The 24328-nt window shown below is 63.7% G+C and carries 24 protein-coding genes; 6 read left to right on the forward strand and 18 right to left on the reverse strand.

Translation table 11 applies throughout. From position 1 onward, the window contains the following. Nucleotides 1-24 precede the first annotated feature (24 nt). From KLP42_RS07010 to KLP42_RS07035, 6 genes are all read right to left on the reverse strand, one after another. Complete coding sequence (locus KLP42_RS07010; RefSeq protein WP_215565504.1) at nucleotides 25-864, reverse strand: GNAT family N-acetyltransferase; 840 nt, start codon at nucleotides 862-864, stop codon at nucleotides 25-27. Continuing rightward, a complete protein-coding gene (locus KLP42_RS07015; RefSeq protein WP_215565505.1) occupies nucleotides 861-1604 on the reverse strand; it encodes an aspartate/glutamate racemase family protein in 744 nt (247 codons plus the stop codon). Before KLP42_RS07015 ends, KLP42_RS07010 begins: the two co-directional genes overlap by 4 nt. Next, nucleotides 1604-2425, reverse strand: coding sequence for an ABC transporter permease (locus tag KLP42_RS07020; protein WP_215565506.1), 822 nt, complete (start codon nucleotides 2423-2425; stop codon nucleotides 1604-1606). The genes KLP42_RS07015 and KLP42_RS07020 overlap by 1 nt, the downstream gene beginning before the upstream one ends. A gap of 1 nt (nucleotide 2426) precedes the next feature. Next, the gene (locus tag KLP42_RS07025) at nucleotides 2427-3332 is read right to left on the reverse strand and encodes an ABC transporter permease (protein ID WP_215565507.1); all 906 of its coding nucleotides are present in this window, start codon (nucleotides 3330-3332) and stop codon (nucleotides 2427-2429) included. Between the two features lie 246 nt (nucleotides 3333-3578). Further along, nucleotides 3579-4868 (reverse strand): ABC transporter substrate-binding protein, encoded by a 1290-nt coding sequence (locus tag KLP42_RS07030; RefSeq protein ID WP_215565508.1) that lies wholly within the window; start codon nucleotides 4866-4868, stop codon nucleotides 3579-3581. 46 nt (nucleotides 4869-4914) lie between these two features. Beyond that, nucleotides 4915-6000 (reverse strand): ABC transporter ATP-binding protein, encoded by a 1086-nt coding sequence (locus tag KLP42_RS07035; protein ID WP_215565509.1) that lies wholly within the window; start codon nucleotides 5998-6000, stop codon nucleotides 4915-4917. 257 nt (nucleotides 6001-6257) lie between these two features. Between KLP42_RS07035 and KLP42_RS07040 the strand changes: the two genes are divergently transcribed. From KLP42_RS07040 to KLP42_RS07065, 6 genes are all read left to right on the forward strand, one after another. Next, entirely contained in the window at nucleotides 6258-6968 is a 711-nt protein-coding gene (locus KLP42_RS07040; RefSeq protein WP_215565510.1) for a GntR family transcriptional regulator, read from the forward strand. Nucleotides 6969-7159: 191 nt separating this feature from the next. Beyond that, nucleotides 7160-8044 carry a DUF6502 family protein gene (locus tag KLP42_RS07045; RefSeq protein WP_215565511.1) on the forward strand — a complete coding sequence of 295 codons (885 nt, stop codon included), beginning with the start codon at nucleotides 7160-7162 and terminating at the stop codon, nucleotides 8042-8044. Further along, nucleotides 8041-9120: a DUF5666 domain-containing protein gene (locus KLP42_RS07050; RefSeq protein WP_215565512.1), complete on the forward strand. Its 1080-nt coding sequence runs from the start codon at nucleotides 8041-8043 to the stop codon at nucleotides 9118-9120. The genes KLP42_RS07045 and KLP42_RS07050 overlap by 4 nt, the downstream gene beginning before the upstream one ends. Nucleotides 9121-9555: 435 nt before the next feature. Next, the gene (locus KLP42_RS07055) at nucleotides 9556-10491 is read left to right on the forward strand and encodes a hypothetical protein (protein WP_215565513.1); all 936 of its coding nucleotides are present in this window, start codon (nucleotides 9556-9558) and stop codon (nucleotides 10489-10491) included. Then, entirely contained in the window at nucleotides 10488-11441 is a 954-nt protein-coding gene (locus KLP42_RS07060) for a glycosyltransferase family A protein (RefSeq protein ID WP_215565514.1), read from the forward strand. Before KLP42_RS07055 ends, KLP42_RS07060 begins: the two co-directional genes overlap by 4 nt. Then, the gene (locus KLP42_RS07065; RefSeq protein ID WP_215565515.1) at nucleotides 11438-12421 is read left to right on the forward strand and encodes a glycosyl transferase; all 984 of its coding nucleotides are present in this window, start codon (nucleotides 11438-11440) and stop codon (nucleotides 12419-12421) included. The genes KLP42_RS07060 and KLP42_RS07065 overlap by 4 nt, the downstream gene beginning before the upstream one ends. A 63-nt stretch (nucleotides 12422-12484) precedes the next feature. Here the strand turns inward: KLP42_RS07065 and KLP42_RS07070 are convergent, their stop codons facing one another. From KLP42_RS07070 to ltnD, 12 genes are all read right to left on the reverse strand, one after another. Continuing rightward, complete coding sequence (locus KLP42_RS07070) at nucleotides 12485-13231, reverse strand: SDR family NAD(P)-dependent oxidoreductase (RefSeq protein ID WP_215565516.1); 747 nt, start codon at nucleotides 13229-13231, stop codon at nucleotides 12485-12487. Between the two features lie 4 nt (nucleotides 13232-13235). After that, nucleotides 13236-14135 (reverse strand): carbohydrate ABC transporter permease, encoded by a 900-nt coding sequence (locus tag KLP42_RS07075; protein ID WP_215565517.1) that lies wholly within the window; start codon nucleotides 14133-14135, stop codon nucleotides 13236-13238. 13 nt (nucleotides 14136-14148) lie between these two features. Beyond that, a complete protein-coding gene (locus KLP42_RS07080; RefSeq protein WP_502941281.1) occupies nucleotides 14149-15087 on the reverse strand; it encodes a carbohydrate ABC transporter permease in 939 nt (312 codons plus the stop codon). An 84-nt stretch (nucleotides 15088-15171) separates the two neighbouring features. Next, nucleotides 15172-16482, reverse strand: coding sequence for an ABC transporter substrate-binding protein (locus KLP42_RS07085; RefSeq protein ID WP_215565518.1), 1311 nt, complete (start codon nucleotides 16480-16482; stop codon nucleotides 15172-15174). 136 nt (nucleotides 16483-16618) lie between these two features. After that, nucleotides 16619-17686 carry an ABC transporter ATP-binding protein gene (locus KLP42_RS07090; RefSeq protein WP_215565519.1) on the reverse strand — a complete coding sequence of 356 codons (1068 nt, stop codon included), beginning with the start codon at nucleotides 17684-17686 and terminating at the stop codon, nucleotides 16619-16621. 138 nt (nucleotides 17687-17824) lie between these two features. Then, nucleotides 17825-18592, reverse strand: a complete 768-nt coding sequence (locus KLP42_RS07095; protein ID WP_215565520.1) for an SDR family oxidoreductase — start codon at nucleotides 18590-18592, stop codon at nucleotides 17825-17827. Further along, a complete protein-coding gene (denD, locus tag KLP42_RS07100) occupies nucleotides 18589-19575 on the reverse strand; it encodes a D-erythronate dehydrogenase (protein WP_215565521.1) in 987 nt (328 codons plus the stop codon). The genes KLP42_RS07095 and denD overlap by 4 nt, the downstream gene beginning before the upstream one ends. A 57-nt stretch (nucleotides 19576-19632) precedes the next feature. After that, nucleotides 19633-20391 carry a FadR/GntR family transcriptional regulator gene (locus KLP42_RS07105; RefSeq protein ID WP_215565522.1) on the reverse strand — a complete coding sequence of 253 codons (759 nt, stop codon included), beginning with the start codon at nucleotides 20389-20391 and terminating at the stop codon, nucleotides 19633-19635. Nucleotides 20392-20580: 189 nt separating this feature from the next. Beyond that, nucleotides 20581-21345 (reverse strand): hydroxypyruvate isomerase family protein, encoded by a 765-nt coding sequence (locus tag KLP42_RS07110; protein ID WP_215565523.1) that lies wholly within the window; start codon nucleotides 21343-21345, stop codon nucleotides 20581-20583. Between the two features lie 2 nt (nucleotides 21346-21347). Beyond that, complete coding sequence (gene otnC, locus KLP42_RS07115; protein WP_215565524.1) at nucleotides 21348-21998, reverse strand: 3-oxo-tetronate 4-phosphate decarboxylase; 651 nt, start codon at nucleotides 21996-21998, stop codon at nucleotides 21348-21350. Continuing rightward, on the reverse strand, nucleotides 21995-23269 hold the full coding sequence (otnK, locus tag KLP42_RS07120) for a 3-oxo-tetronate kinase (protein ID WP_215565525.1): 1275 nt from the start codon (nucleotides 23267-23269) through the stop codon (nucleotides 21995-21997). Before otnK ends, otnC begins: the two co-directional genes overlap by 4 nt. A 3-nt stretch (nucleotides 23270-23272) precedes the next feature. Further along, nucleotides 23273-24175 carry an L-threonate dehydrogenase gene (gene ltnD / locus KLP42_RS07125; RefSeq protein ID WP_215565526.1) on the reverse strand — a complete coding sequence of 301 codons (903 nt, stop codon included), beginning with the start codon at nucleotides 24173-24175 and terminating at the stop codon, nucleotides 23273-23275. Nucleotides 24176-24328 lie beyond the last annotated feature (153 nt).

Below are 24328 nucleotides of genomic sequence, written 5' to 3' on the forward strand. Positions count from 1 at the left end.
CCGCACCGCCCCGAACGGGAGCCTCTAACCAAGTTCGAGCGTGGTGACGCCAAACACGAGCGAGGGATGCAAGCGTGGGGGCGTGCCCCGATACATGCGCGCCGTATCGAAACCCTTTTCAAAACCCAACCCTGCGAGGCAGGCGGAGAATTCGCCCTGCGTCTCCGGTACATCGATGGCCACGGTCTCGAGGCCAGCCTCGCGGGCGAGCGCTGCAAACAGCCGTTCCGCCTCTTCCGGCGTTTCCGCAAACAGCGGACCGATCTTGAAGCCGTCGTGACAGCGGCGCAGCACGCCATAACCACGGATCGTATCGCCGCGCAGAAGCGCAAGAGCGATCCGCGGCGGCTTCAGCCAGGCTTCGAGGAAGGCTTCGCGCGGGGCAGGGAAGGCACGGCGGTCGAAGGCGGAAATGGCCGGCAGCAGCGTATCGGTGACGGTCACGATGTCGGCGGATGCGCGCGTCAACGCCGGAAAACGACCGCTCCAGCGCCAGGTGCGATAGGCGGGCGAAAAACCCATTCGCGCATAATTGCCCTGCTGCGCCGGCACGCCGTCAAGCCCGATCGTGCGGCCGTCGAGCGAGGCCATGGCATGATCCCAGACCGCCCGGCCAAAACCTTTCCCGCGACAGTCCGGATGGCTGATGTAGAGGCCGATGAAGGCGAAGTCTGTTCCGTAACGCACGGCGGAAATGCCGGCGGCCATGCGCCCCTCGCTGAAACAGCCGAAAAAGCCGCCCTGATCTGCGGCGCGAAAGGGCGCCGCATCGGCAATCCCCGGATTCCAGCCCTCCGCCTTTGCCCAGCCGAGAAGCTCATCGACCTCGGGCAACGTCAGCGGGCGGATCTCGGGTGTTGTCATGCGGTCAGCGCTTTCGGTTCGAATGGCTCCAGCAGCCCGTGATAGGGTTTGGAGACAGGAAAGGCATAGGCGCCGCGCTTGGCGGTGGAAAGCCCCATGGCAATCAGCGCTTCCGCCTGCTTCACGGCGGCGGCCACGCCATCGACCACCGGCACGCCGAATTCGCGGCGAAGCTCTGCCGTCAGGTCGGCCATGCCGGCGCAGCCGAGCACGATCGCTTCCGCCTTGTCTTCGCGCAGTGCTGCGGCAATCTCGTTGCGCAGCCGGTCGCGGGCATTCGACTGCGGATCCTCCAGCGACAGCACCGGAATGTCGGCAGCGCGCACTTTTGCGCGGCCCGTCATGCCGTAACGATGCACCAGATGTTCGAGCGGCAGGCGGGAGCGTTCCATGGTCGTGACGATGGTGATCCGCTGGGCGATGAAGGAGACGGAGGCAAGTGCCGCCTCGCAGATGCCGATCACCGGAATGCCGGCGAGTGCGCGGGCAGCATCGAGGCCGGTATCATCGAAACAGGCAATGATGGCGGCGCGCGCGCCGGCCTTTTCGCCGCGGGCGATTTCCAGCAGCAGACCGGGAACCGCGAGCGCCTCGTCGTAATAACCCTCGATCGAGACCGGCCCCATGGAGGAGGTCGCGGCGATGATCTCGGTGCCGGGGGCGGCGACGCGGCGCGCGGCATCGGCGGCGGTTGCCGTCATGGTGGCGGTGGTGTTCGGATTGACCAGCAGGATCTGCATCAGCGGCGCGCCTGGTTGCGGCGGTTGAGCGCCACGATGAGGCCGAGCGTGCCGGCAATCACGAGGAAGGAGAAGATGGTGGTGACAGTGCCGAGCGCATAGAGCACCGGCGTCGTGACATTCGTCGTCATGCCGTAGATTTCCAGCGGCAGCGTGTTGTAGGTGCCGGATGTCATCAGCGTCCGGGCGAATTCGTCATAGGAGAGCGTGAAGCCGAAGAGCCCGACGCCGACGAGCGAGGGTGCGATCATCGGCAAAACGACATGGCGGAAGGTCTGCCAGGAGGTGGCGCCGAGATCGCGTGCTGCCTCCTCGTAGGAGGGCGAGAAGCGGTTGAAGACAGCGAGCATGATCAAGACGCCGAAGGGCAGCGTCCAGGTGAGGTGCGCGCCGAAGGCAGACGAATACCAGGCCGGCTGCAGGCCAAGCTGCGAGAACAGAACGCCGATGCCGAGCGAGATGATGATCGACGGCACGACGAGGCTTGCGACCGAGAGATAAAAGAGCGGGGTGGCGCCGATGAACTTGCGGCGGAAGGCGAGCCCCGCCAGCAGCGAGACCAGCACCGTCACGATCATCACCATCAGCCCGAGCGCCAGCGAGCGGCGGAAGGAGCCGCCGAAATCGCCCACCGCCTGGGTTTCGAAGAGGTTGGCGAACCAGTGCAGCGAGACCCCGTTCAGCGGGAAGGTCAGGCCGCCGTTTTCGCCCTGGAAGGAAAGGATGACGATGGCCGAGAGCGGGCCGTAGAGAAACAGCACGAAAAGGGCAAAAAAGATCGCGAGGATATAGAATTCGCGGGAGCGCTTGTCGGCATACATCTTAGAGCTCCTTGCGGATATCGACGATGCGGAGGATCCCCGCGACCATCAAAAGAACGAGGACCAGCAGCACGACCGCGTTGGCGGCGGCGGCCGGATATTGCAGCAGCGACATCTGGTTCTTCATCATCAGCGCGACGGAGGCGCTCTGGCCGCCGGACATCACCTGCACGGTGGAGAAATCCGCCATCACCAGTGTCACGACGAAGATGGTGCCGATCGCCATGCCGGGTTTTGCCAGCGGGATGATGACGTTGGTGAGCACCTGCCAGCTCGTGGCGCCGGCATCGCGCGCCGCTTCCACCAGCGATTTGTCGATGCGCATCAGCGTGTTGAAGATCGGGGTCACCATGAAGAGCGTGTAGAGATGCACCATGGCAAGCACGACCGCGAAATCCGAATAGAGCAGCCATTCCACCGGCTCGGAGACGATGCCGGCATTCACCAGGCCGGAATTGATCAGGCCGTTTCGCCCGAGAACCGGGATCCAGGAGATCATGCGGATGATGTTGGAGGTGAGGAAGGGTACGGTGCAGATGAGGAAAAGCACCATCTGCATGGCGGTGGTGCGGATGTGGAAGGCGAGGAAATAGGCGACCCAGAAACCGAGGAAAAGCGTGATCGCCCAGACCATGGCGGCGTATTTCAACGTGTTGAAATAGGTTTGCCAGGTGACCCAGGAGCCCAGCGTCTCCTCGTAGTTCATCAGCAGGAAATCGGGATACATCTGGGCGAAATCGTAATCCCAGAAGCTGACGACGATGATCATCAGCAGCGGCAAAGCGAGAAAACAGCCGAGGATCAGCGTCAGCGGCGTCGCCTGCAGATAGGAGGCGAGCTTCGGCGAGATGCGGATGCTCCGCTTCGGCCTCGGCGTGCCTGCGCCTATGAATCGGACTGTCGTCATTGATCGTTGTCTCCTTTGGGAATTCCCCCTCTGGCCTGCCGGCCATCTCCCCCACAAGGGGGGGAGACACCATGCGGCCCGGCATTGCCCTCCATCGGAGGTTTGTCTCCGCAGTTGGCTCTGCGGAGGTCATGACCAATTGGTGCTCCTCCTTGCTCCTGCCCTGCCTTTAAGGTGAGGCGGTGCTCCGGGTTTCCCTCCCCCTTGTGGGGAGGGTGGCCGGCAGGCCGGGAGGGGACTTTCGCCTTACGCCGCGATGAACTCGTTCCAGCGGCGAACCATGTAGCGGTCCTCGTCCATGACGGAGTTCCAGCAGGCGACCTTGCCCATGCGGTCCTCGAAGGAGCCGCCGTCGCGCACGGCGCCGGCCTTTTCCATCACCTTGCCTTCCGGCGAGAGGATTTCGCCCTGAGCCGGCTTGCCCTCGATCCAGTAACCCCACTCGTCGGCGCTCATGAAGGCCTTGGCGGTTTCCATGCAGGCCGAATAGTAGCCCTGGCGGTTCAGGTAACCGCCGACCCAGCCGGACGTGTACCAGTTGATGTATTCGTAGGCCGCATCGAGCTGGGCGCCCTTCAGGTGCGCTGCGAGACCCAAACCGCCGCCCCAGGAACGATAACCTTCCTTCAGCGGCTGATATTTGCAGGCGATGCCCTTGGAGCGGACGGCGGCAACCGCCGGCGACCACATGGACTGGATGACGACTTCGCCGGAGGCCATCAGGTTGACGGATTCATCAAAGCTCTTCCAGAAGGCGCGGAACTGGCCGGCCTTCTTGGCCTTGATGAGGAAGTCGATCGTGGCATCGATTTCCGCTTTCGTCATGTTGCCCTTGTCGGCATATTTGATGTTGCCCATGGCTTCCATGATCATCGCGGCATCCATGATGCCGATCGACGGGATGTTGAGGATCGAGGTCTTGCCCTTGAAGGCCGGGTCCATGATGTCGGCCCAGGTGGTGATCTCGCGGCCGACGAGGTCGGGGCGGATGCCGAGCGTATCGGCATTGTAGATCGTCGGCATCATGGTGAACCATTCGGTTTCGCTCTTGGCGAAGGTCTTGGTGCCGGGCTTTTCGACATAACCGACGGTGTGCGGTGCGGTCCCTTGCGCAATCACGCTGTCCGGCTTCAGCTTGCCGTTCTTGAACAGCGGAACGACCTTGTCGTAATATTTCAGCTTCTTGACGTCCATCGGCTGGATGACGCCGGTCGGATAGACCTTCTTCAGGATCCAGTATTCGATGTCGGCGATGTCGTAGGAATTCGGCTGGGTCACGGCGCGCTGGGCGGCGGCGTCCGAATCCGTCGCGGTCATTTCGAGCGTGATGCCGAGGTCCTTTTTGCACTGCTCGGCGATCGCATTGATGTTCGACACGCCGGTGCCGAACTGGCGCAGCGTGATCTTCGACTGGGCCCAGATGGTGGGGAAGCCGGTAATGGCACCGGAACCAGCGGCGAGGCCGGCGGCGGCAGAGGCGGTCTTCAGCAGGTTGCGGCGGCTGATGCCGGCCAGCTTCTTCGGTGTATCGGTCATGCCATGTTCCTCTCTTTGTGGTTTGTCAGCAGGGTCTTGTTCTTGGTTAGTGGGGTCGGCCGAGAACGATCACGTCCTCGGGCGCCCAGGACAGCTGGATGGCTTCGCCCACCTTGACGGGTGTCGCGAAGAACATCGTGTCGCTGAGGATGGCCGTGAACTCCTCGATGCCGGCGCCGGTGGCGACCAGTTTGACGGAGGAGCCGCGGTATTCGATGTTGGAGATCGTGCCGGTGAAACCGAGCCCGGTTTGCGCCACCTCACCGATCTTCACCCGGTCGGTGCGGATGGCGATGTCGGCCGGATCACCTTCCGGCGTGCCGCTCGACGGCGCCCAGAAGCTGCCGCCGGAGGGAACCGACAGGATCGTCTCCATCATGTTGGAGGTGGTGACGCGGCCGGAGATGACGTTGTGATCGCCCATGAAGCGGGCCACGAAGGCGGTGGCCGGCCGCTCGAAGACGGTGCGCGGCGGTGCGGCCTGTTCAATGCGCCCGTCATTCATGACGACGATGATATCGGCGAGCGCCATCGCCTCTTCCTGGCTGTGCGTCACATGCACGAAGGTGATGCCGAGCGAGGTCTGCAGCTTCTTCAGTTCCGCGCGCATGCGGATCTTCAGGAAGGGATCGAGCGCGGAGAGCGGCTCGTCGAGCAGCAGCGCTTCCGGATCGGTGATGAGGGCGCGGGCAAGCGCCACGCGCTGCTGCTGGCCACCGGAAAGCTGCGCCGGGCGGCGGTTCGCATAGGGCTCCAGCTGCATCAGCTTCAACATCTCGAGCGCCTTGGCGCGGCGGGTTTCCTTGTCGATCCCCTTCATCTTCAGGCTGAAGGCGACGTTGTCGATGAGGTCGAGATGCGGGAAAAGCGCATAGGACTGGAACATCATCGCCGTGCCGCGGGCGGCGGGTGCCAGATCGGTGACATTCTTGTTGCCCAGCAGCACATCGCCGCTGGTGATGATTTCATGGCCGGCAATCATGCGCAGCGTCGTCGTCTTGCCGCAGCCGGAGGGGCCGAGAAGGCAGCAATAACTGCCGGCCGGGATCTTCAGGCTGATCGCGTGCACGGCCGTCGTCGATCCATAGACCTTGGTGACGGAGGCGATTTCGATCTCTGCGGCTTTCGTCATGCATGTCTCCCCTGAGGCGGACCCATCCATGCATCTGGCGTGCCAGTTTGGATTCTGCGGGCAAAACGGGCAGGACGGAAAAAGGAGCATGCGGCCGCGGCACGTGTGTGCACAGAAGCGATGCAGACGCTGCACAAGTTTTGATCGATCGTGTACCATTAGCTATCACAATCGTATCCAATTCATCGGCAAGCAGAATGGAAGCTTTGCAAACAGCTCCCGTCGGGGTTACAACAACTGCAGCAGCAGGATTTCCCATGAACATCAGCGAAAAGCTCTCCCCTTTCGAACTCGTTCCCGACGACCGCGCACTAGCCATACGGGAAGCGTTGCGGAACGCGATTGTTGACCGGCGACTGGCACCTGGCACCAAGCTGGTCGAGAGCGAGGTGGGAGAACTGTTCGAGGCAAGCCGCACCGTGGTGCGGGCAGCCCTGCAGATGCTGGCCTTCGAGGGGCTGGTCAGGACGGAACGAAATCGGGGGGCTTTTGTATCCAATCCGACGCCGGAAGAGGCACGCCAGGTCTTTGCCTCCCGCCGCCTTCTCGAGCCCGGCATCGCGGCCGCCGCTGTCGACCGGATCACGGACGAGGAAATCGAAGGCTTCCGCCATCACCTGAAGGCGGAAGTCCGCTTCATGAGCGAGCGCGGCCCGGCCGCCCGCCGCGCCGAAATCAAGGCCTCCGGCGATTTCCACCTGATGCTGGCCGCCGTCGCCGGCAACGCGATCCTGCAGCGTTTCATGGATGAACTGGTGGCGCGCTCCTCACTGGTGATTGCGCTTTACGGCAGCACCGGTGTCTCCCGCTGCGGCCATCACGAACATGCCGACATTCTGGAGGCACTGGAACAGCGCGACGCAGTTCGTGCCAGCGCGTTGATGCTGCACCACATCGATCACATCGAGGCGGATCTGGACATCCGGGTGCGGGATGGGCTGGCCCTCAAGGATGCCCTGCATATCTGACACCAAGAATGGCGTTGCGGGTGGATCGCGCCGACGCCGCTTGCCGGCAAGGGCACATGTCTCTATCCTCTGCCCTCGACGCCGCGACGGTAAAACTTGACGCATCTGCCGATTTCCGGAAGAACAGCGGCAGATTTTCCTGCAATGGAAGCGCTGGCACGTTTTGCAGCGCCCCTCCAGACTGACCGCCGATGACCCGCAATCGCCGCCCTGCTCCCTTTTCGGAAGACGCGCTCCAGAAGACCCTGGTGCGGGTGCTGCAGCCATTGGTGAAGCTGGCACTGGCCAGCGGCTTGACCTTTCCCGCCTTCTCCGCGCTGCTGCGGCGGCTGTTCATCGATGTGGCGGAAAAGGACTTTGCGCTTCCCGGCAAGACGCAGACCGACAGCCGGATTTCGCTCATCACCGGCATCCATCGCAAGGATGTGAGCCGCCTGCGCACCGGCGACATGCCGATGCCAAGCCTGCCGGCTCCGGTTTCCCGCACCAGTCGCATCATTGCGCGCTGGCTTGCAGATCCGCGCTATTGCGGCGAAAACGGGCTGCCGAAGCCGCTGCCGCGCAGCGCGCCGGACGGCGAACCCTCCTTCGAAACCCTGGTCGGTGATGTGACGCGCGACCTGCATCCACGCGCCGTGCTGGACGAATGGCGCGACCGCGGCATTGCCAGCCTGGATCAGGACGATCACGTGCATCTGGGGGCCGCCGCCATCGTGCCGGATGCCGGCGACGAGGCCCGCCACCATTTCTTCACCCGCAACCTCACGCATCACGTGACGGTATCGGTGGAGAACATGCTGACCTCGCCGCCGCCCTTTTTCGAGCGCGCGGTGCATTACAACAATCTCTCCCCCGAACTGGCCAGAACCCTTGAACAGGCGAGCCGCGACGAGGCGATGCAGATGCTGCTGCGGCTCAACCGCATCGCCAACGAAGCGCTCGCGACCGATCAGGGCGGAACGGCCACGTGGTCAACCGGTATCTACATCTTCCGGGCGGCGGACGCGCCCGGAGCTGCGGCGGCGCCGGATGAAGCCCCTGCGCCCGGAGACGCGACGTCAGGGGGCAAGGCATGAAAGCCAGGCTGTCCCGTCGCCTCTTCCTGCATCTCGCAGCAAGCCTGCCTCTGCTGGCCGCCAATGCCTGGGCGGCACCGAGGAAAGTGCCATCCTCCGACCACGGCATCGGCGGCACCGGGCTTTCCGTTTCGGGGGGAGGCGAGGGCGACGACCACGGCATCGGCGGCACGGGCATCGTCGGCACACTCCAGCGGTTCGGCAGCATCTATGTGAACGACCTGCGCATCCGCTATCCGGACGATGTACCGGTCTTCATCGACGGACGCCGGCAAACGGCAGAGGCCCTGCGGATCGGCCACGTGGTGCGCGCCATCCTGAGCGGAACCGACAAGGGGCCGGTCACCGGACGCATCGATGTGACCAGCGAGGTCATCGGCCGCATTGAATCGGTCGAGCCTGGCGCCATGACCGTGCTGTCACAAAGGATCGACACGACAGGAGCCACCGGACTGCGGAACTTCCGCACCGGCCAGATGGTGGCTGTCTTCGGCATTCGCAAGCCCGACGCGACCATCGTCGCGAGCCGCATCGAGCCAAGGCCGAAAGGCGCCGTCCTGACGGTTCGCGGCGTTGCCGCACCCGAACAGACACGCATGCGGCTCGGCGGCCTCCTGATCACCCGCCCGGCGGGACGTCTGCAGGGCAGGCGCGTGATCATGACGCTGACGCAGCGCCAGGACGGCCTTCATCTGCGCAGTCTGGAGGCCGAAACACTGGTTCCGGGCCTGACGTCGGGCCGCGTCAACGTCGAAACCTATGCCGAGGCGAACGGCAGATCCCTTCGCCTCGGCATCGGCATCGACCTTCCCGAACCGGCCGGGCGTCCGGCGCCACAAGGCCCGCAACGCACGTACTTCGACGCCGTTCTTGATGGACGCGGGCAGGTTTCGCCCTCCCGTGAGGGAGACGACCGTGGTGCACGAGGGACACGGCCCGACAGGCGTCTGCAACCCGGCAGCGATGCACGCGAGCGCAATTTCTCTCCTCCGGACCGTTTTGATCAGCCTGATCGTCCCGACCCGCCATCTCCTCCGTCCTCTCCGGACGATCCGGATCCGTCGGCGCAACCCTGAATCGTTGCACCGCGTTGCCCGGCGGCAGCCGAGGCCTGTTTTCGACATCCCGATCTGACAGCACCGACTGAGCGGGTTGTTCGCGCGCGCACGTCTTGTCGGCCGCCGGCGGAGGGCGCCGCCAGCACACGGCAGGCCGACGCGCATCAGATCTTTGGCTCCCCGCAATCTTCCGTTTTCCAACACACCCCTCCTTCCGACGACACCGTCTTCACGGAATGGACGAGCGGCACGCCGCGCCGCCGCAGCCACCTTCGGCGCTTCATGTACGAAATTTAATTTGTACATGGGATTTTTTCCCATTTATAAGAACAGCCATCGAGCCCGGTGGCTGGACGCATCATCCTTTGGCCAGCCATCCCCCTTCAGCCCGCCATGTCGCCTCCACGGGAGCGAACCTGACGCAGCAGACGGAACAGACCCGGAATGAGCACCTTGAAGCGCGAGATCCAGCGCTTGCCCAAATCGCTGCGCAAGCTCGCGGCCCCGCACCTCGTTCGCCTGCGCTGGACGGCACGCCCCCTCTACGAGGCGCTTCCCGCACCGCACGACCTGCCGGGCAGGCTGATCATTTCGCTGACGTCGTACCCCCGCCGTTATGGAACGCTGCACCTGACCTTGAAGGCGCTGCTGTCGCAGACGATGCAGGCGGACAGGCTGGTCCTGTGGGTCGCAGAAGCAGACTATGCCGCGCTGCCAGCTGCCGTCCTGCGCCTCCAGTCGAACCGTTTCATCATCCGCACCGCAGATGACCTTCGCTCCTATCTGAAGCTGGTCCCATCGCTGGAAAGCTTCCCCGGGGCCTTCATCGCCACGGCGGATGATGATGTGTATTACGAGCGAACCTGGCTTGAAGATCTGGTTCGTGCATGGCGCGGCAATCACGGTCAAACCGTATGCCATCGCGCCCACCGCATCACCACCGATGCGGTGGGCAACTGGAAACCCTACGCGCAATGGCAGAACGGGTTTCGCGAGCCGACCGCCTCCGCCGAGGTGTTTCCGACCGGCGTCGGCGGCATCCTGTATCCGCCCGGCAGCCTTCATCCATTGTGCACGCGTCGCGATCTTTTCCAGTCACTCGCACCGACCGCCGATGACCTCTGGTTCTACTGGATGACCCGCATGGCCGGCAGCCAGGCCCGTGCCCTGGGTTGGAAACGGGGCGTGATCAACTGGAAGGGTTCCCAGGCAACCTCGCTCTACGCGGAAAACGTGCTTCAGAACCGCAATCAGCAGCAGTTGGAAGCTCTGGCGCACCATTTCGGATGGCCATCGCTCTGCGAAACCCCTTCCGAAGCCGACGGGCGCCCCGGATCGTATCCGACATCCCGCCACGCAGCACCCGATACGATGGATTCCTGCTCATGAAGATCTGCATCGGTCTTGTGACCCGCAAACGCCCGGAAATGCTGCGACAGGCCCTGCTTTCCCTTGCGCGCATGAAACGGCCCGCCGGTACGCAACTGTCCTTCATCGTGGTGGAGAACAATCCGGTCCTGACGATCGGCCCGGTCATCGATGCCGTGCGGTCTGCAACGGGACTGGAACCGATCACGCTCGGCCTCGCGGCAACGACCGGCATTCCCTTTGCACGCAACGTGGTTCTGGCCGAAGCGCTGCGACAGGAGGCCGACATCCTGACCTTCATCGATGACGACGAGATGGTGGATGAGGCTTGGCTGGTGAACGGCATTGCCTGCCTGAACGAGGGCAATTACGATCTGGTCGGCGGACCGGTGCTGGTCGGCCCGTGCCCGGATGGCGCAAGCGCATGGCAGACATGGCTCTGGAACGGCCATCGCCGGCGTTGCCTGGCCCTGCGGGCCAAGCTCATCCGCCGCATGAAGAGGAAGGGCGCCAACAGCGTCAACGTAACGACCGCCAACTGGTTCGGAAGGCTGGAATTCTTCCGGCGCACCGGCTTGCGGTTCGACGAATCCATCGGCCAGGGCAGCGGCAGCGACAGGCGCCTCTACCAGCAGGCGAAGCAGCAGGGCGCGCGATGCGGCTGGGCCGGGCTTGCGCCGGTCTATGACACGATCCCCAAAGATCGGCTGGCGCTCGGCTACACCTTCCGCCGCGGGCGGGAACATACAAGCTATCTGTTCGCCGACCGGGCGAGACGACCGGTCGCCGCAATACTTCTGGCGAAGGCTTGCGTGCGTGGGCTTAGAGCCGGTCTTTCCGCGCTGAGCGTGCCCGTTGCAGGCGCCACGGGCCTGGTCGATGCGGCAAGGTTGTCCGGTGATGCCTTCGGTTTCCTGGATGCGGCCCGCGGCATCTCGACCAGCCACTATTCACGGGTGACCGGCCAATGACGTCAATCACTTTCAGCCAGAAGACGTCGCTGACCGGCCGGAACAAGGTTCCGCTTGCCCGTCGCCTCATCCGGATCGCATTCCGGCTTGCAGGCAGGCGTCGCGCCCACTGGTATGCCGCCTTCCCCCATCTCGTGCTTGAGCCGCCGCGTTATCCGGCCGCAATCGGCAGCCTTCGCCATGCGGGGCGCCCGCTGGCCCGTCTGCTGCCACTCTCAACGCTGCGGGAACAGGCAGCCAACGCGCTCTTCGTCATCGGGTCGGGGCCATCCATCCGTGATCACGACCTGACGCTGCTGCCGGAGCGTTCCTGCCTGCTGCTCAACGGCGCGATCGCCCTGGCGGGCTGCACGATCATGCGCCCGCTCGCCGTGGTCATCGAGGATGAGCGCTTCGTCTGGCGCCATTTCGAACTGATGCGGGCAAAGATCGACACCGACATGCTTTGCATCCTGTCGGTCGGCGTGCTGCGTGCGCTGTGTGAAAAAGATCCGGTCTGGGTTGCCGAGCGGCGCATCATCCTGCTGGACGACATCCGCAAGCCGTATCGGACAGCACGCCGATGCGCGAATGCCTTCGGCCGGCTGGATCACGTCGTCTTCGACACCGAAACCGACACCGGTATCTCCCTCGATCCGGAAAAGGGTGTCTTTCAGGCCGGATCGGTTGCGGTCAGCGCGCTGCAATTCGCACTCGCCTGCAATCCGGAAAGCATCGGGCTATTCGGCATCGAGATCGTCAATGCCGACCAGCCGCGTTTCTATGAGCGCGCAGGCGACACGGCCAAGTCTGGCATCGTCGCGGCGCGGGAGCGCATCGTGGCGAGTGTCAGGATGTTCCGGCAGATCTGCACCATGCGCGGCATCCGCCTCTCCAATCATTCCTCCGCGCAATCCGCTCTGACCGAATGCGGGCTGGACTATGATCCGCGATATCTGCCGGCCTGCCCGCAAGACGCTCTGACACAGCGGGCAGGCTGACGCCCGAACACGGGACATCGCGAAGCAGCGTCCGGTCCGCCACGGCCAACCGGACGGGCCGCCTCAATAGGTGGCGCGTCCGCCGGAAAGATCGAAGACGGCGCCCGTCGTAAAGCTGTTTTCCGCGGAAACCAGCCAGGCGACCATGGAGGCCGCTTCCTCCACTTTCAGGAAACGGCCGCGCGGGATTTTTCCGCGCATATAGTCGATGAATTCTTCCGAAAGCTGTTCCAGAATACGGGTCTGGGCGGTCGCCGGCGTGATGCAGTTGACGGCGATGTCAAAGCCCGCCAATTCCTTGCCGAGCGACTTGGTAAGCCCGATGACGCCGGCCTTGGACGCCGAATAGGCGGAGGCGTTCGGATTGCCTTCCTTGCCGGCGATCGAGGCGATGTTGACGATACGGCCGTAATTCTCAGCCTTCATGCCGGGCACCACCACGCGGCTCACATGGAAGGTACCGATCAAGTTGATGTCGATGATCTGGCGGAACATCGCGATGTCATAGGTGTCGAGCGGGGCCGCCGGCCCCGCAATGCCGGCGGAATTGACGAGGATCGACACCGGCCCGCTCTCTGCCAGCGTTGCCGCATAAGCGGCTTCCACGGCGGCATAATCGGTGATGTCGACCACCGCGATGCGTGCGGCACTGCCGAGTGCGGCACGCGCCTCCTCCAGCAGGGCTGCATTCATGTCCCACAGGGTGACGGTAGCGCCGGATTCGATGAAGCGCCTCGCCATGGCAAAACCGAGGCCTTGCGCGCCGCCGGTGACGACCGCGTGGCGACCCGACAGATCGTATTGATTCATATTGCTATTCCTTGACCGCACCCGTCATCGACGAAACGTAATAATCCACAAAGAACGAGTAGAGGATGACCACCGGCAGCGAGCCGAACAGCGCACCTGCCATCAGCGATCCCCATTCGAAAATGTCGCCGCGCACCAGTTCGGTCAGCACGCCGACGGGGACCGTCTTGTTTTCCGACGACTGGATGAAGGTGAGCGCATAGATGAACTCGTTCCAGGAGAGCGTGAAGGCAAAGATCCCGGCGGAAATCAGGCCCGGAACCGCGAGCGGCAGGATGATCTTCGTCAGAATCTGCAGCCGGGTTGCGCCATCCACCAGCGCACTTTCCTCAAGTTCGAAGGGGATCGAGCGGAAGTAACCCATCAGCAGCCAGGTGCAGAAGGGAATGAGGAAGGTCGGATACGTGAAGATCAGCGCCATGCGGCTGTCATAGATGCCGATCTTGAAGACGATGAAGGCAAGCGGAATGAAGAGGATCGACGGCGGCACCAGATAGGCGAGGAAGATCAGAAGGCCGACCGAGCGAGACCCGGTGAAGCGGATACGCTCAATGGCATAGGCACCGAGCACCGAGGCAAACAGCGACAGGAAGGTGGAGGCGACCGCCACCAGCATCGTATTCCACAGCCAGCCCGGATAGGAGGTTTCAAACAGCAGGTACTTGATGTGGTCGAGCGTGGCGCCGACCACCCAGAACGGGCTGTAATTGTCGTAATCTGTCAGCTGGGAATTCGGCTTCACCGCAGTGATCGCCATCCAGTAGAAGGGAAACAAAAGCACGAAGACGAAGACCGCCATCGGCAGATAGATGGTCACCACCTGGCGCGGCAGACTGTTGAGATAGGACATGCCCTGGCTGTCATCGGTCAGGACGGAAGGATCGGTTTTGATCTTCGTGGTCATGGTCGTCTCCATCTCAATCCCCTCCGCCCTGCTGCCACTTGCGGCGCTGCAGCCCGAAGAAGGAGAACATGATTGCGGCGAGCAGGAAGGGGATCATGGCAACGGCAATCGCGGCACCCTCGCCCAGCTGGCCGCCCGGAATGGCGCGCTGGAAGGAAAGGGTCGCCATCAGATGCGTGGCATTGACCGGCCCGCCCTTGGTCAGGACGTAGATCAGCTGGAAATCGGTGAAGGTGAACAGCACCGAAAAGGTCATGACGACGGCGATGATCGGGGTGAGCATCGGCAGCGTCACGTATCGGAACCGCTGCCAGCTGGTGGCGCCGTCGAGCGAGGCAGCCTCCTGGAGCGAGGCCGGAATGGTCTGCAGGCCGGCAAGCAGCGAGATTGCAACGAAGGGAATACCGCGCCAGACATTGGCGGCGATGACGGAGGCACGCGCCGTATTCGGGTCGCCCAGGAAATTGATCGGCGTGTCGATGAGGCCCATCTGGATCAGCGACCAGGAGACGATCGAAAACTGCGAGTCATAGATCCACCAGAAAGCGAGCGCCGATAGCACGGTCGGAACGACCCAGGGGAGCAGCACGATGGCGCGGAAGAAGGACTTGAACGGCAGGTGCTGGTTGAGCAGCAGCGCCAGCCAGAGGCCGAGCGCGAATTTCGCCACCGAGGCCACCGTGGTGTAGAGGATGGTATTGAACACCGAGAGCCAGAAGACCTGATCGCTCCAAAGGAAGCCATAATTTTCCAGCCCGACGAAGATGCCGTCGCGGCCGATCGTCGTATCGGTGAAGCCGAGCCAGACGCCAAGCCCGAGCGGATAGGTGAGGAAACACAAAAGGAACACGGCTGCCGGCAGCATGAACAGAAAGCCGAGCACGTCGCGGTTGTTGGTCAGCCGGGACCAGAGCGACCGCTCCGGCAGGGCAGAATCCGTCATGGGTGTCATCGTCATGGACATCCGAACTCCAGGAATGAAGGGCCAGAAGCGGCTGCGCGAGCATTTGCCCGCGCAACCCTGATTGCGGCGATGTCAGACGCGGTAGTAGCGGTTGGCGCGCTTTTCCGCCTGGGCCATCGCATCTTCCGGCGTGGCAGCGCCGGTGACGGCTGCGGCGAACATGTCGACGAGCACGTAATCGGCCATCACGGCGGCAGAGGCATAACCCAGCGGGCCGGCGTAACCGTTCGGGCGCAGCGTCTCGGAGGCTTTTGCATAGGGTGCGTGGATCGGGTTTTCCGTCCAGATCGGGTTGCTGGCAAAGGCCTTCAGCGGCTGGCAGCAATAGGCGCTCGACCCCTTGATCCAGGCATTCATCTGGTCGGCTTCCATCATGAACTTGATGTAGGCCTTGGCGGCTTCCGGATATTTCGTGTGCTTGAAGAGCAGCAGAGAACTGGTCTGGTGCAGTTCGATGCTCTTGCCCACCGGGCCGACAGGGAAGTTGGTGCTGCGCATGTCGGCCGCGATCTCCGCCAGCTTCGGATCGTTCTTCGCCGCGTAGTAGATCGAGACGCCGTTGGCCGTCAGCGACACCTGGCCGGCGAGGAACGCGCGGTTGTTGTTGATGTCGAGCCAGCTTTCGGTGCCCGGAATGAAGGTAGCGTAGAGTTCCTTGGCATATTTGATGGCGGCGAGCGTTTCCGGTGAATTGATCGTCACCTTGCCGCTTTCATCCACCATCTTGCCGCCATGGCTCCAGAGCAGCCAGTGGGCGTAGTTGTTGCCGTCGCCAACGGCTTTGCCATGCGGGAAGCCGGCCGGCGTGCCCTTGGCTTTCATCGCCTTGGCAAGCTCCAGGAAGCCCGCCGTATCCTTCGGGAATTCGCTGAAGCCGGCAGCTTTCATGTGGCTGTCACGGTAGACGACGGCATTGCCGATCGCCGTCAGCGGCATGGCGATGAACTTGCCCTGGCGGGTGGCATACCCCTTCACGCCGTCATAGAAGCCGCCATACTTGCCGTCGAGATAGGTGCCCAGTTCGGTGAGATCCACCAGCTTGTCCGGATACTGGTGCGCATCGTCGAACCAGCACATCACGAGATCCGGGCCGGAACCGACGTTTGCGGCAACGGCAGCCTTCGGGCGGATATCCTCCCAGCTTTCCTTGTCGATGCGCACTTCGACGCCGGTCGCTTCCGTAAACTTCTTGGTGTTGGCAAGCCAGGCTTCCTCGTCCCCCTTCACGAAGGGCGACCAGCGCAGCAGGCGCAGGCTGGCCCCCTTTTCCGGCGTGTAGGTCGGCTCGGCCGCCTGAACGGGTCTGAGGCCAAGGCCGGTGAGACCCGTTGCACCCACAAGACCGGCCGTTCCGGCCAGAAATGTTCTTCTCCTGATGGTCATGACTGCTCCTCCTCCAAATCGGGACCCTCCCGCGAGGCATTCGCTGTCCCGAGCGGCGAATGCCGGTTTCACGCAACGGTGTGGAAACATGCTGCGGCCCGGCGGCTCCTCTTCCGCCCGGCCATCGCGTCCTCAGTCAGCCGGAAAGGCGCTGCCCGCTGTCTGCGTCGAACAGATGCACATTGGCAGGATCGATCGCGATGGTGATCGCCTCGCCGGGACGCACATCGACGCGCTCCCGGAACACGCAGGTCACTTCCGACCCGCCGAAATTCACCACGATCTGCGTTTCGTAGCCGGTCGGTTCGATGACGACGACCTCCGCCCGGTGGCCGGCTCCGTCAAGGCGGATATATTCGGGCCTAAGCCCATAGACGAGGTTCCTGCCGACGGCCAGCGGATAGGCCCTGGCGAGTGGCAGGCGCGTTCCATCCACCGCCACGAAGACCTGCGGATTTTCCGGATCCAGGCGCCCTTTCAGCATGTTCATGGCCGGCGAGCCGATGAAGCCCGCGACGAACAGGTTGTTCGGATTGTCGTAGAGATCGAGCGGCGTGCCGATCTGCTCGACGCGGCCGTCATGCATGACGACGATCTTGTCGGCCATGGTCATGGCCTCGATCTGGTCATGCGTCACATAGACCGTGGTGGTCTTCAGCCGGTGATGCAGTTCCTTGATCTCGGCGCGCATCGCCACGCGCAGCTTGGCATCGAGGTTCGACAGCGGCTCGTCGAACAGGAAAACCTGCGGGTCACGCACGATGGCGCGCCCCATGGCAACACGCTGGCGCTGACCGCCGGACAGTTGCCGCGGATAGCGATCGAGAAGATTGGTGAGGCCCAGAATGCCGGCGGCATAATTGACGCGCTTGTCTATCTCCGCCTGGGAAGCGGAAGCCAGCATCAGCGAAAAGGCCATGTTCTTGGCAACCGTCATATGCGGATAAAGCGCATAGTTCTGGAACACCATGGCGATGTCGCGTTCCTTGGGCGGCAGGCTGTTCACCGTGCGCCCGCCGATGCGGATCTCGCCGCCGGAAATATGTTCCAGGCCGGCCAGCATGCGCAGAAGCGTGGATTTTCCGCAGCCGGAAGGGCCGACGAGAATGACGAATTCGCCGTCCTCGATGTCGATGTTGACACCCTTGATGACGGGAAAGGCGCCGAAGGATTTCCTCACCTCGGCGAACTGAACAGTGGCCATGCGTCTCCTCCCAGAGTGCAATGCGGATGTCTGCGATCTCGAACCAGTCGCGCCGCGGGCTCCTCTTCCCGCAGGTGGCGCAACGGCAAATTCAGGGGCCGCCGGCTCCTCCCCAGCCGGCGGCGGTGCCGGTCGCGATCAACCGCGCCCGACAAACGGCATTTTGGTCGCCATCACCGTCATGGTCAGCACATTGGCATCGAGCGGGAGGCTCGCCATGTAGACGACTGCATTGGCGATATGGGCGGAATCGATGGTCGGCTCTGCGGCAAGGCTGCCATTCGCCTGGATCACGCCGGTGGCGATCTTCTGTGTCATCTCGGTGGCCGCGTTTCCGATATCGATCTGGCCGCAGGCAATGTCGAAGTCGCGTCCGTCGAGCGCCGTCGACTTGGTGAGGCCGGTGATGGCATGCTTCGTTGCGGTATAGGGCGCCGAATTCGGCCGCGGCGTGGTGGCGGAAATCGAGCCATTGTTGATGATGCGCCCACCGCGCGGCGACTGCGCCTTCATGATGCGGAACGCCTGCTGGGTGCACAGGAACGCACCGGTCAGATTGGCGGACACCACGGCACTCCACTGCTCGAAGGTCAGTTCCTCCATCGGCACGCCGGGTGCGCTGATGCCGGCATTGTTGACCAGCAGATCGAGCCGCCCGAACCTTTCCGTGATGCCATCGAAAAGGGCCCTGACCGACAGAGGATCGCCCACATCCGCAACCATCGGATGAAGATGGCCGGAGGTTTCGGCCGCAAGATCCAAGGCCGCCTTGTCCAGCACCTCGGCGCGGCGCCCGGAAATGACGACCTGGTAGCCCGCCACGGCGAGCGCCCGGGCAATCGCCCTGCCGACGCCCGTGCCGCCACCGGTGACCAGCGCAATCGCGCCATTGCCTGCTGCCGTCATTGGATGCTGCCTCCCAGTTCGTCCTCGATATGAATGCGAATGATCTCGTCGAACGTCTTTTCCGCACTGAAACCGAGCTGCTCGGCACGGCTCGCGTCGAAATTGGTCGGCCAGCCGGCAACGATCCGCTCGATTACCGGATCGGCTTCGCGGCGAATGAGAGCAACGGCCTTGTCGCCGGCCACGCGACGCAGCGCCTCGATCTCCTCACCCACGAGCGCCGAGAGGCCCGGCATGGTCAGGTTGCGGCGCGGGCCGATCAGGCTCGTGTCCATCGTCGCTGCATGAAGAAAGAAACCCACCGCCGAACGCGGGCTGGCAAACCAGTGCCGCACCGTCTCGCTGACCGGCAGCACGGCCTCCTTGCCCGACAATGGCTCGCGCAGGATGTTGGAGAAGAAACCGGAGGCAGCCTTGTTCGGCATCCCGGGCCGGATGCAGATGGTGGGCAGGCGGATTCCGACGCCATCGAAAATGCCGCGCCGCGTATAATCGGCAAGCAGCAGTTCGGTGATCGCCTTCTGCGTTCCATAGCTGGTCAGCGGTGTCGTGAAGAACTCGCCGCCGATCCTCTCGGGGAAGGGGGCGCCGAACACGGCGATGGACGAGGCAAACAGCAGGCGCGGGCAATAGGCTTCACGCAGCCCCTCGCGGCGGATTGCCTCGAACAGCGCCCGTGATCCATCCAGATTGACCGCATAGCCCTTGTCGAAATCGGCCTCGGCCTCGCCGGACACGATGGCGGCGAGATGGATGATCAGATCGGGACGCTCGGCAATCAGCATCTCGGCGCTGCCCGGCGCGGCAAGATCGATCGTCAGCGTCTTGCCGGCGGACTCGAAGACGCGGGGCAGGGTGGGCTCGAAGGCATCGGCCAGCGTCAGCCGGGCAATCTCGCGGCCGAGAAGGCCCGGCGCGCCGGCCAGCCTCTCCACCAGCTTGCGCCCCACCATTCCTGCGGCGCCCAGTACCAGTACATGCATATGCGGCGTCCTCCCTGCCGTCTCGTCCCTCTCGCCTGAAGCCACCCTCCCGTGGCTTCAGGCCTCCTGCCGTTCGAGCTGCCGCGGCGAAGCGGCCATGGCTCGCGTGGTCTCGTAGATGCGCGTCAGATGCCGCCGGAAGGCATCCACAACCGCCGTTCCGTCGCGACGCCGCAGTGCCTCGACGATCTCCACATGGTCTGCGTAACTGTCTTCGATGGCATGCGGCTCCGCCATCGCCTGGCGGCGCTGGTCCATCAGGTAGCCGTAGAGATCGATGACGAAATCCGTCAGCAGCGGATTGCCCGATGCCCTGTAGATTTCCAGGTGAAATTCGCGGTCGCAGATCAGGAAACGCATGGTGTCCGTCCCAGCCCCGCGTTGCGCCTCCAGAAGGCTTTCCAGCTTGGCAATCGTCTCACCGTCCACCTTTTCGGCTGCCTGACGCACGACATCCAGCTCAACCAGTAGTCGCGCGCCATGCACCGCCTCGAGATCGTAGCGGTCGATGGCACTGGGGGAAGCAATCGTCACGGGCAGGTGGCTGAGATCGACATCGGCAACGCGGCTGCGGCTACCCTGGGAGACTTCGACAAAGCCGTGAGCCGCCAGAATCTGGATCGCGCCGCGAACGGTCTCGCGGCTGACATTCAGTACATGCGCCAGTTCCCGCTCGCCCGGCAGCTCATCGCCCGCCCGCAGCATGCCTGTGGCAATCAGCGTTGTCAGCTTGTCGGCCACGACATCGCGCGCCGTCTGCCGCGTCAGCGCCCTGCCTATCGTCGGAACCTGGTTTAGAATGCCGTCGGTCTTCATGCCCCGCCATCCCTGCGTCGCTCCGGCCAGCCCCTTGGCGTATCATACGCCAACTGGTCTGCTGGATGGACCACTGGATATGTTGGTAGAGTCCTTTACGGACGGCGTCAATGAGCATTCGTCGCTGCACTGCAGCGATGAAGGCAGGCGTCCGCCGCACCGCGGCGGCGGATGTTCCGGCCAGACCCGTCACCGGAAAGCCTGCAGCCAGCCAAGCCCCGCCTCGGTGGTCGCAGCCGGGCGGTATTCGGCCCCCACAGGCCGCCGGTAACCGAGCCTTTCCAGGCACTTCAGCACCGGCCGATAATCCAGCTGGCCGTGATCAGGCTCCCCTCGGTCGGGCACTGCGGCGATCTGCACATGCCCGATATGCGGCATGCAGGCTTCGAGCCGCCCCTCGACGTCGCCCTCCATCAGGGCGATGTGATAGCAGTCGAACATCATCTTCAGATTGTCCGCTCCGAGTTCCTCGATCAGCGCGATCGCCTGGCCGGAGGTAGTAAGGAAATAGTCCGGCGCATCCCGCAGATTGAGGGGCTCGATCAGCACCGTGATGTCGTGCACCTTGGCAAGGCTCGTCGCATAGGCGAGATTGTCAAGAAAGGTGCGGCGCGCCTCTTGACCTTCTGCCTTGCCGGCCATCACGTGCACGTTCGGGGCGCCGATCGCCACCGCATAGGCGATGGCTTCGCGAATGGCTGCCTCGGCCTCGCTCCTGCGGCCGGCAATGGCAGCAAGACCGTTGTCGCCGGCGGCCGGATTGCCGCGGCTGGTATTCAACCCCAGCATCGTCAATCCGGTCTCTTCCAGCGCCCGGTTCAGTTCGTCGACAGGCACAGCATAGGGCCAATGGCATTCGACCGCGTCGAAGCCCGCAACGCGGGCGGCGCGCACCGCATCCGGAAGCGACAGTTCCTGCCAGAGAAATCCGAGATTGGCGGAAAACAATGTCATCGTCAGTCCCACTCCACATCGAACCGGTCGACGATCTCGCGGATCTGCCCGGTGGTCAGATGGCGCGGCGCGAGCCCGCGGGTCAGAAGCGCAAGACGAGCGGTCTCCTCAAGTTCCTCGATGGCATAGACGGCAGCCTCAAGATCCCTGCCGGCGACGACAGGGCCGTGATTGGCCAGCATCACCGCCGAACGCTTGCCGGCAAGCCCGCGAATTGCATCCCCCATGGCCGGATCGCCGGGGATGAAATAAGGCAGCAGCTTCACCTTTCCGAGTTTCATGATCGAATAGGCGGTGAGCGGCGGCAGCATGTTGTCGGGATCGACCTCGGGCAGCATCGACAGGGCGACCGAGTGGCAGCAATGCAGGTGCACGACGGCGCCGGTGCGCTCCGGGCGTGTTTCGTAAAATGCAGAATGCAGCGGCATTTCCTTGGTCGGCTTGTCCCCGCCAACGAAGCGTCCATCGTGATCGAACAATGAAAGACGGGCAGGATCGAGACGGCCGAAGGAACTTCCTGTCGGCGTCACCAGCAGGCGGCCATCGGAAAGCCTTGCCGAAATATTGCCGGAAGAGCCGCCAGTCAGGCCACGATCGAAAAGGGATCTGGCAAACAGGCAGATCTCCTCGCGCAGGCGCGTCTCCTCCGTCATGCGGCCTCCAGCAGCTGAAACGCCTCGTGGAAAAAGTCTGCACTGCCGAAATTGCCAGATTTCAGGGCGAGCGCCACCGTTTCCCCCGCAACCTCCGCATAGGTCCAGGGCACGCCCGGCGCGATTTCGCAACCGATGGCAAGGCGCGTCACCCCCAGCGCCTTGGCAACTGCGCCAGAGCTTTCTCCGCCGGCCACCACGAAGCGGCGAATACCCATGCGGAAGGCTTCCTGCGCAAGACGCGCCAATGCATCCTCGACCAGATGCCCGGCACGCGCCGCACCGAGCTGCTGCTGCGCGGCCCGGACCTCCTCGGGTTCGGCGGTCGCATAGATGATCTTCGCAGCGGCCGGCTGCCTGGCGCGCAGCCATTGCAGCGCCGGCTCCACCCCATCCGCCTGCAGCGACAGCGGATCAAGGCGCAGGCTCTCCGCCTCCTCCAGATAATGCGCAACCTGCTGGCGTGTCATGGCCGAGCAACTGCCGGAAAGAACGATCTGCCCCCCTTCGACCGAGGGGCGCTCGAAGAAATTGCTGGCGCGATCCATCAGCCCTCGTTCGAGATAAAGCCGGGGAAGCGGCGCGGCCAGCGCGCTGCCACCGGTGATCAGCAGCATGTCGACGGCGGCCGTGGCGATCGTCACAAGATCCTCCTCCTCCACGGCGTCGACGATGATATGCGCCAGTTGCCGGTGATAGAGTTCATCGAGCCGCGCCTTCAGCGCCTGTGGCCCCTGCGCCACCACATGCCGGTTCGCCAGCCCGACCGCTCCCTTCACCTGCGGCCCCAGCAGGCGGACCAGGCTTGAGTCGCGCATCGGCGTCAGCGGATGGTCCTTCATCGGGCTTTCCGACAGCAGCTGTTCGCCGACAAACAGGTGCCCCATGAAGATGCTGCGGCCATTTTCCGGAAAGGCCGGGCAATAGAGCGTCTGGCCGATGCCGAGATCCGCCATCAGCGCCTCCGCGACAGGGCCGATATTCCCTTCCCGGGTGCTATCGAATGTCGAGCAGTATTTCCAGTAGAAGCGCCGGGCACCGACCGATCGCAGCCAGGCGAGCGCGGCGCGGGCTTCCGCCACGGCCTCCGCAGCCGGCAAAGTGCGGCATTTCAGGGCGATGATCTCAAAGGGAGATGCCTGCTCGGCGGCGACCGGGTGTGACGGCACCCCGAGACGCAGGCAGACCGGCAGGCCACTGCGGGCCAGCAATCCCGCCAGATCGGTCGCGCCGGTGAAATCATCCGCGATGGCACCGAACAGAGCCGCCATTTTCTACTCCATGCCGGGCAGGCGAAGGCCTGCCCGTTCGGCCAGCACCTTGGCAACGGCCGCATCGTCTTCCAGCCCCAGCCCGGCGGCAGCCGCCTCCTGAAAAAGCGCAAGAGCCGTCCTCGTCAGCGGCGTGTCCCCACCCTCACGCCCCGCTTCAGCTGCGACGATACCGAGATCCTTGACGAAGATGTTGACGGCAGAGCGTGGAGTATAATCGCCCTCGACTATATGGGCACCGCGGTTTTCGAACATCCAGGAGGAACCAGCCGAGACGCGGATCACGTCATAGACTGTCCTGAGATCGAGGCCGCAACGGGCCGCCAGCGTCAGGGCCTCGGCCGCGGCGGCGATGTGAACGCCCGCCAGCAACTGGTTGATCATCTTGACCCTGGAGCCGAGACCGATTTCCTCGCCCAGCCGGAATACACGCGCCGCGACGGCCGCCAGCGCCTCTTCCGCCGCGGCAAAGGCCGCATCAGGTCCGGAGCCCATGATGGTCATCTCTCCGGCGAGCGCCTTCAGATGCCCGCCCGACACGGGTGCATCGATGACCTGCATTCCGGCCCGCACCAGTTGCCCGGCGATCTCAACGGTCTGGCTGGGCGCCATCGTCACGCACAGCACGAAAACGCTGCCATGAGGGGCGGCGGCCACGATGCCATCTTCGCCGAACAGCACCTGCCGCGCCTGATCGGAATTCACGACGAAGAGAAAGATGATCTCACTTGCGGCGGCAGCGGCCGGGCTGGCATGCGCCTCGCCCCCTTCGGCTGAAAACCGCGCCAGCACATCCGGGCGGATGTCGACCCCACGCACCAGAAAGCCCGCCCGTATCAGCGACAGGGCCGCGCCCCATCCCATTGAGCCGAGCCCGATCACGGTTGCCGTTTTCCCGTACGCCACTCCCAATCCTCCCTCGGCAGCTGCGCTTGATCTCCGGTATCGATACCGGTATCGGTAACGTAGGAGAGAGATAAACCTCTGTCAACGCATCCCGCCGAAGATCGCAGGCAAAGACCCTTGCCGCTGCCGGCGGCATCTCCGGAGAACGTCACG

The sequence above is a fragment of the Rhizobium sp. CSW-27 genome (assembly GCF_018760785.1).
Lineage (GTDB): Bacteria > Pseudomonadota > Alphaproteobacteria > Rhizobiales > Rhizobiaceae > Neorhizobium.

Coding starts and splice junctions, on each gene's coding strand:
- denD (WP_215565521.1), bottom strand. CDS start 19,575: ATGCATGTACTGGTACTGGGCGCCGCAGGAATGGTGGGGCGCAAGCTG.
- KLP42_RS07010 (WP_215565504.1), bottom strand. CDS start 864: ATGACAACACCCGAGATCCGCCCGCTGACGTTGCCCGAGGTCGATGAG.
- KLP42_RS07070 (WP_215565516.1), bottom strand. CDS start 13,231: ATGAATCAATACGATCTGTCGGGTCGCCACGCGGTCGTCACCGGCGGC.
- KLP42_RS07020 (WP_215565506.1), bottom strand. CDS start 2,425: ATGTATGCCGACAAGCGCTCCCGCGAATTCTATATCCTCGCGATCTTT.
- otnC (WP_215565524.1), bottom strand. CDS start 21,998: ATGACGGAGGAGACGCGCCTGCGCGAGGAGATCTGCCTGTTTGCCAGA.
- KLP42_RS07080 (WP_502941281.1), bottom strand. CDS start 15,087: ATGACACCCATGACGGATTCTGCCCTGCCGGAGCGGTCGCTCTGGTCC.
- KLP42_RS07040 (WP_215565510.1), top strand. CDS start 6,258: ATGAACATCAGCGAAAAGCTCTCCCCTTTCGAACTCGTTCCCGACGAC.
- KLP42_RS07075 (WP_215565517.1), bottom strand. CDS start 14,135: ATGACCACGAAGATCAAAACCGATCCTTCCGTCCTGACCGATGACAGC.
- KLP42_RS07045 (WP_215565511.1), top strand. CDS start 7,160: ATGACCCGCAATCGCCGCCCTGCTCCCTTTTCGGAAGACGCGCTCCAG.
- KLP42_RS07025 (WP_215565507.1), bottom strand. CDS start 3,332: ATGACGACAGTCCGATTCATAGGCGCAGGCACGCCGAGGCCGAAGCGG.
- KLP42_RS07015 (WP_215565505.1), bottom strand. CDS start 1,604: ATGCAGATCCTGCTGGTCAATCCGAACACCACCGCCACCATGACGGCA.
- KLP42_RS07110 (WP_215565523.1), bottom strand. CDS start 21,345: ATGACATTGTTTTCCGCCAATCTCGGATTTCTCTGGCAGGAACTGTCG.
- KLP42_RS07060 (WP_215565514.1), top strand. CDS start 10,488: ATGAAGATCTGCATCGGTCTTGTGACCCGCAAACGCCCGGAAATGCTG.
- KLP42_RS07090 (WP_215565519.1), bottom strand. CDS start 17,686: ATGGCCACTGTTCAGTTCGCCGAGGTGAGGAAATCCTTCGGCGCCTTT.
- KLP42_RS07085 (WP_215565518.1), bottom strand. CDS start 16,482: ATGACCATCAGGAGAAGAACATTTCTGGCCGGAACGGCCGGTCTTGTG.
- KLP42_RS07095 (WP_215565520.1), bottom strand. CDS start 18,592: ATGACGGCAGCAGGCAATGGCGCGATTGCGCTGGTCACCGGTGGCGGC.
- KLP42_RS07065 (WP_215565515.1), top strand. CDS start 11,438: ATGACGTCAATCACTTTCAGCCAGAAGACGTCGCTGACCGGCCGGAAC.
- KLP42_RS07035 (WP_215565509.1), bottom strand. CDS start 6,000: ATGACGAAAGCCGCAGAGATCGAAATCGCCTCCGTCACCAAGGTCTAT.
- KLP42_RS07105 (WP_215565522.1), bottom strand. CDS start 20,391: ATGAAGACCGACGGCATTCTAAACCAGGTTCCGACGATAGGCAGGGCG.
- otnK (WP_215565525.1), bottom strand. CDS start 23,269: ATGGCGGCTCTGTTCGGTGCCATCGCGGATGATTTCACCGGCGCGACC.
- KLP42_RS07030 (WP_215565508.1), bottom strand. CDS start 4,868: ATGACCGATACACCGAAGAAGCTGGCCGGCATCAGCCGCCGCAACCTG.
- KLP42_RS07050 (WP_215565512.1), top strand. CDS start 8,041: ATGAAAGCCAGGCTGTCCCGTCGCCTCTTCCTGCATCTCGCAGCAAGC.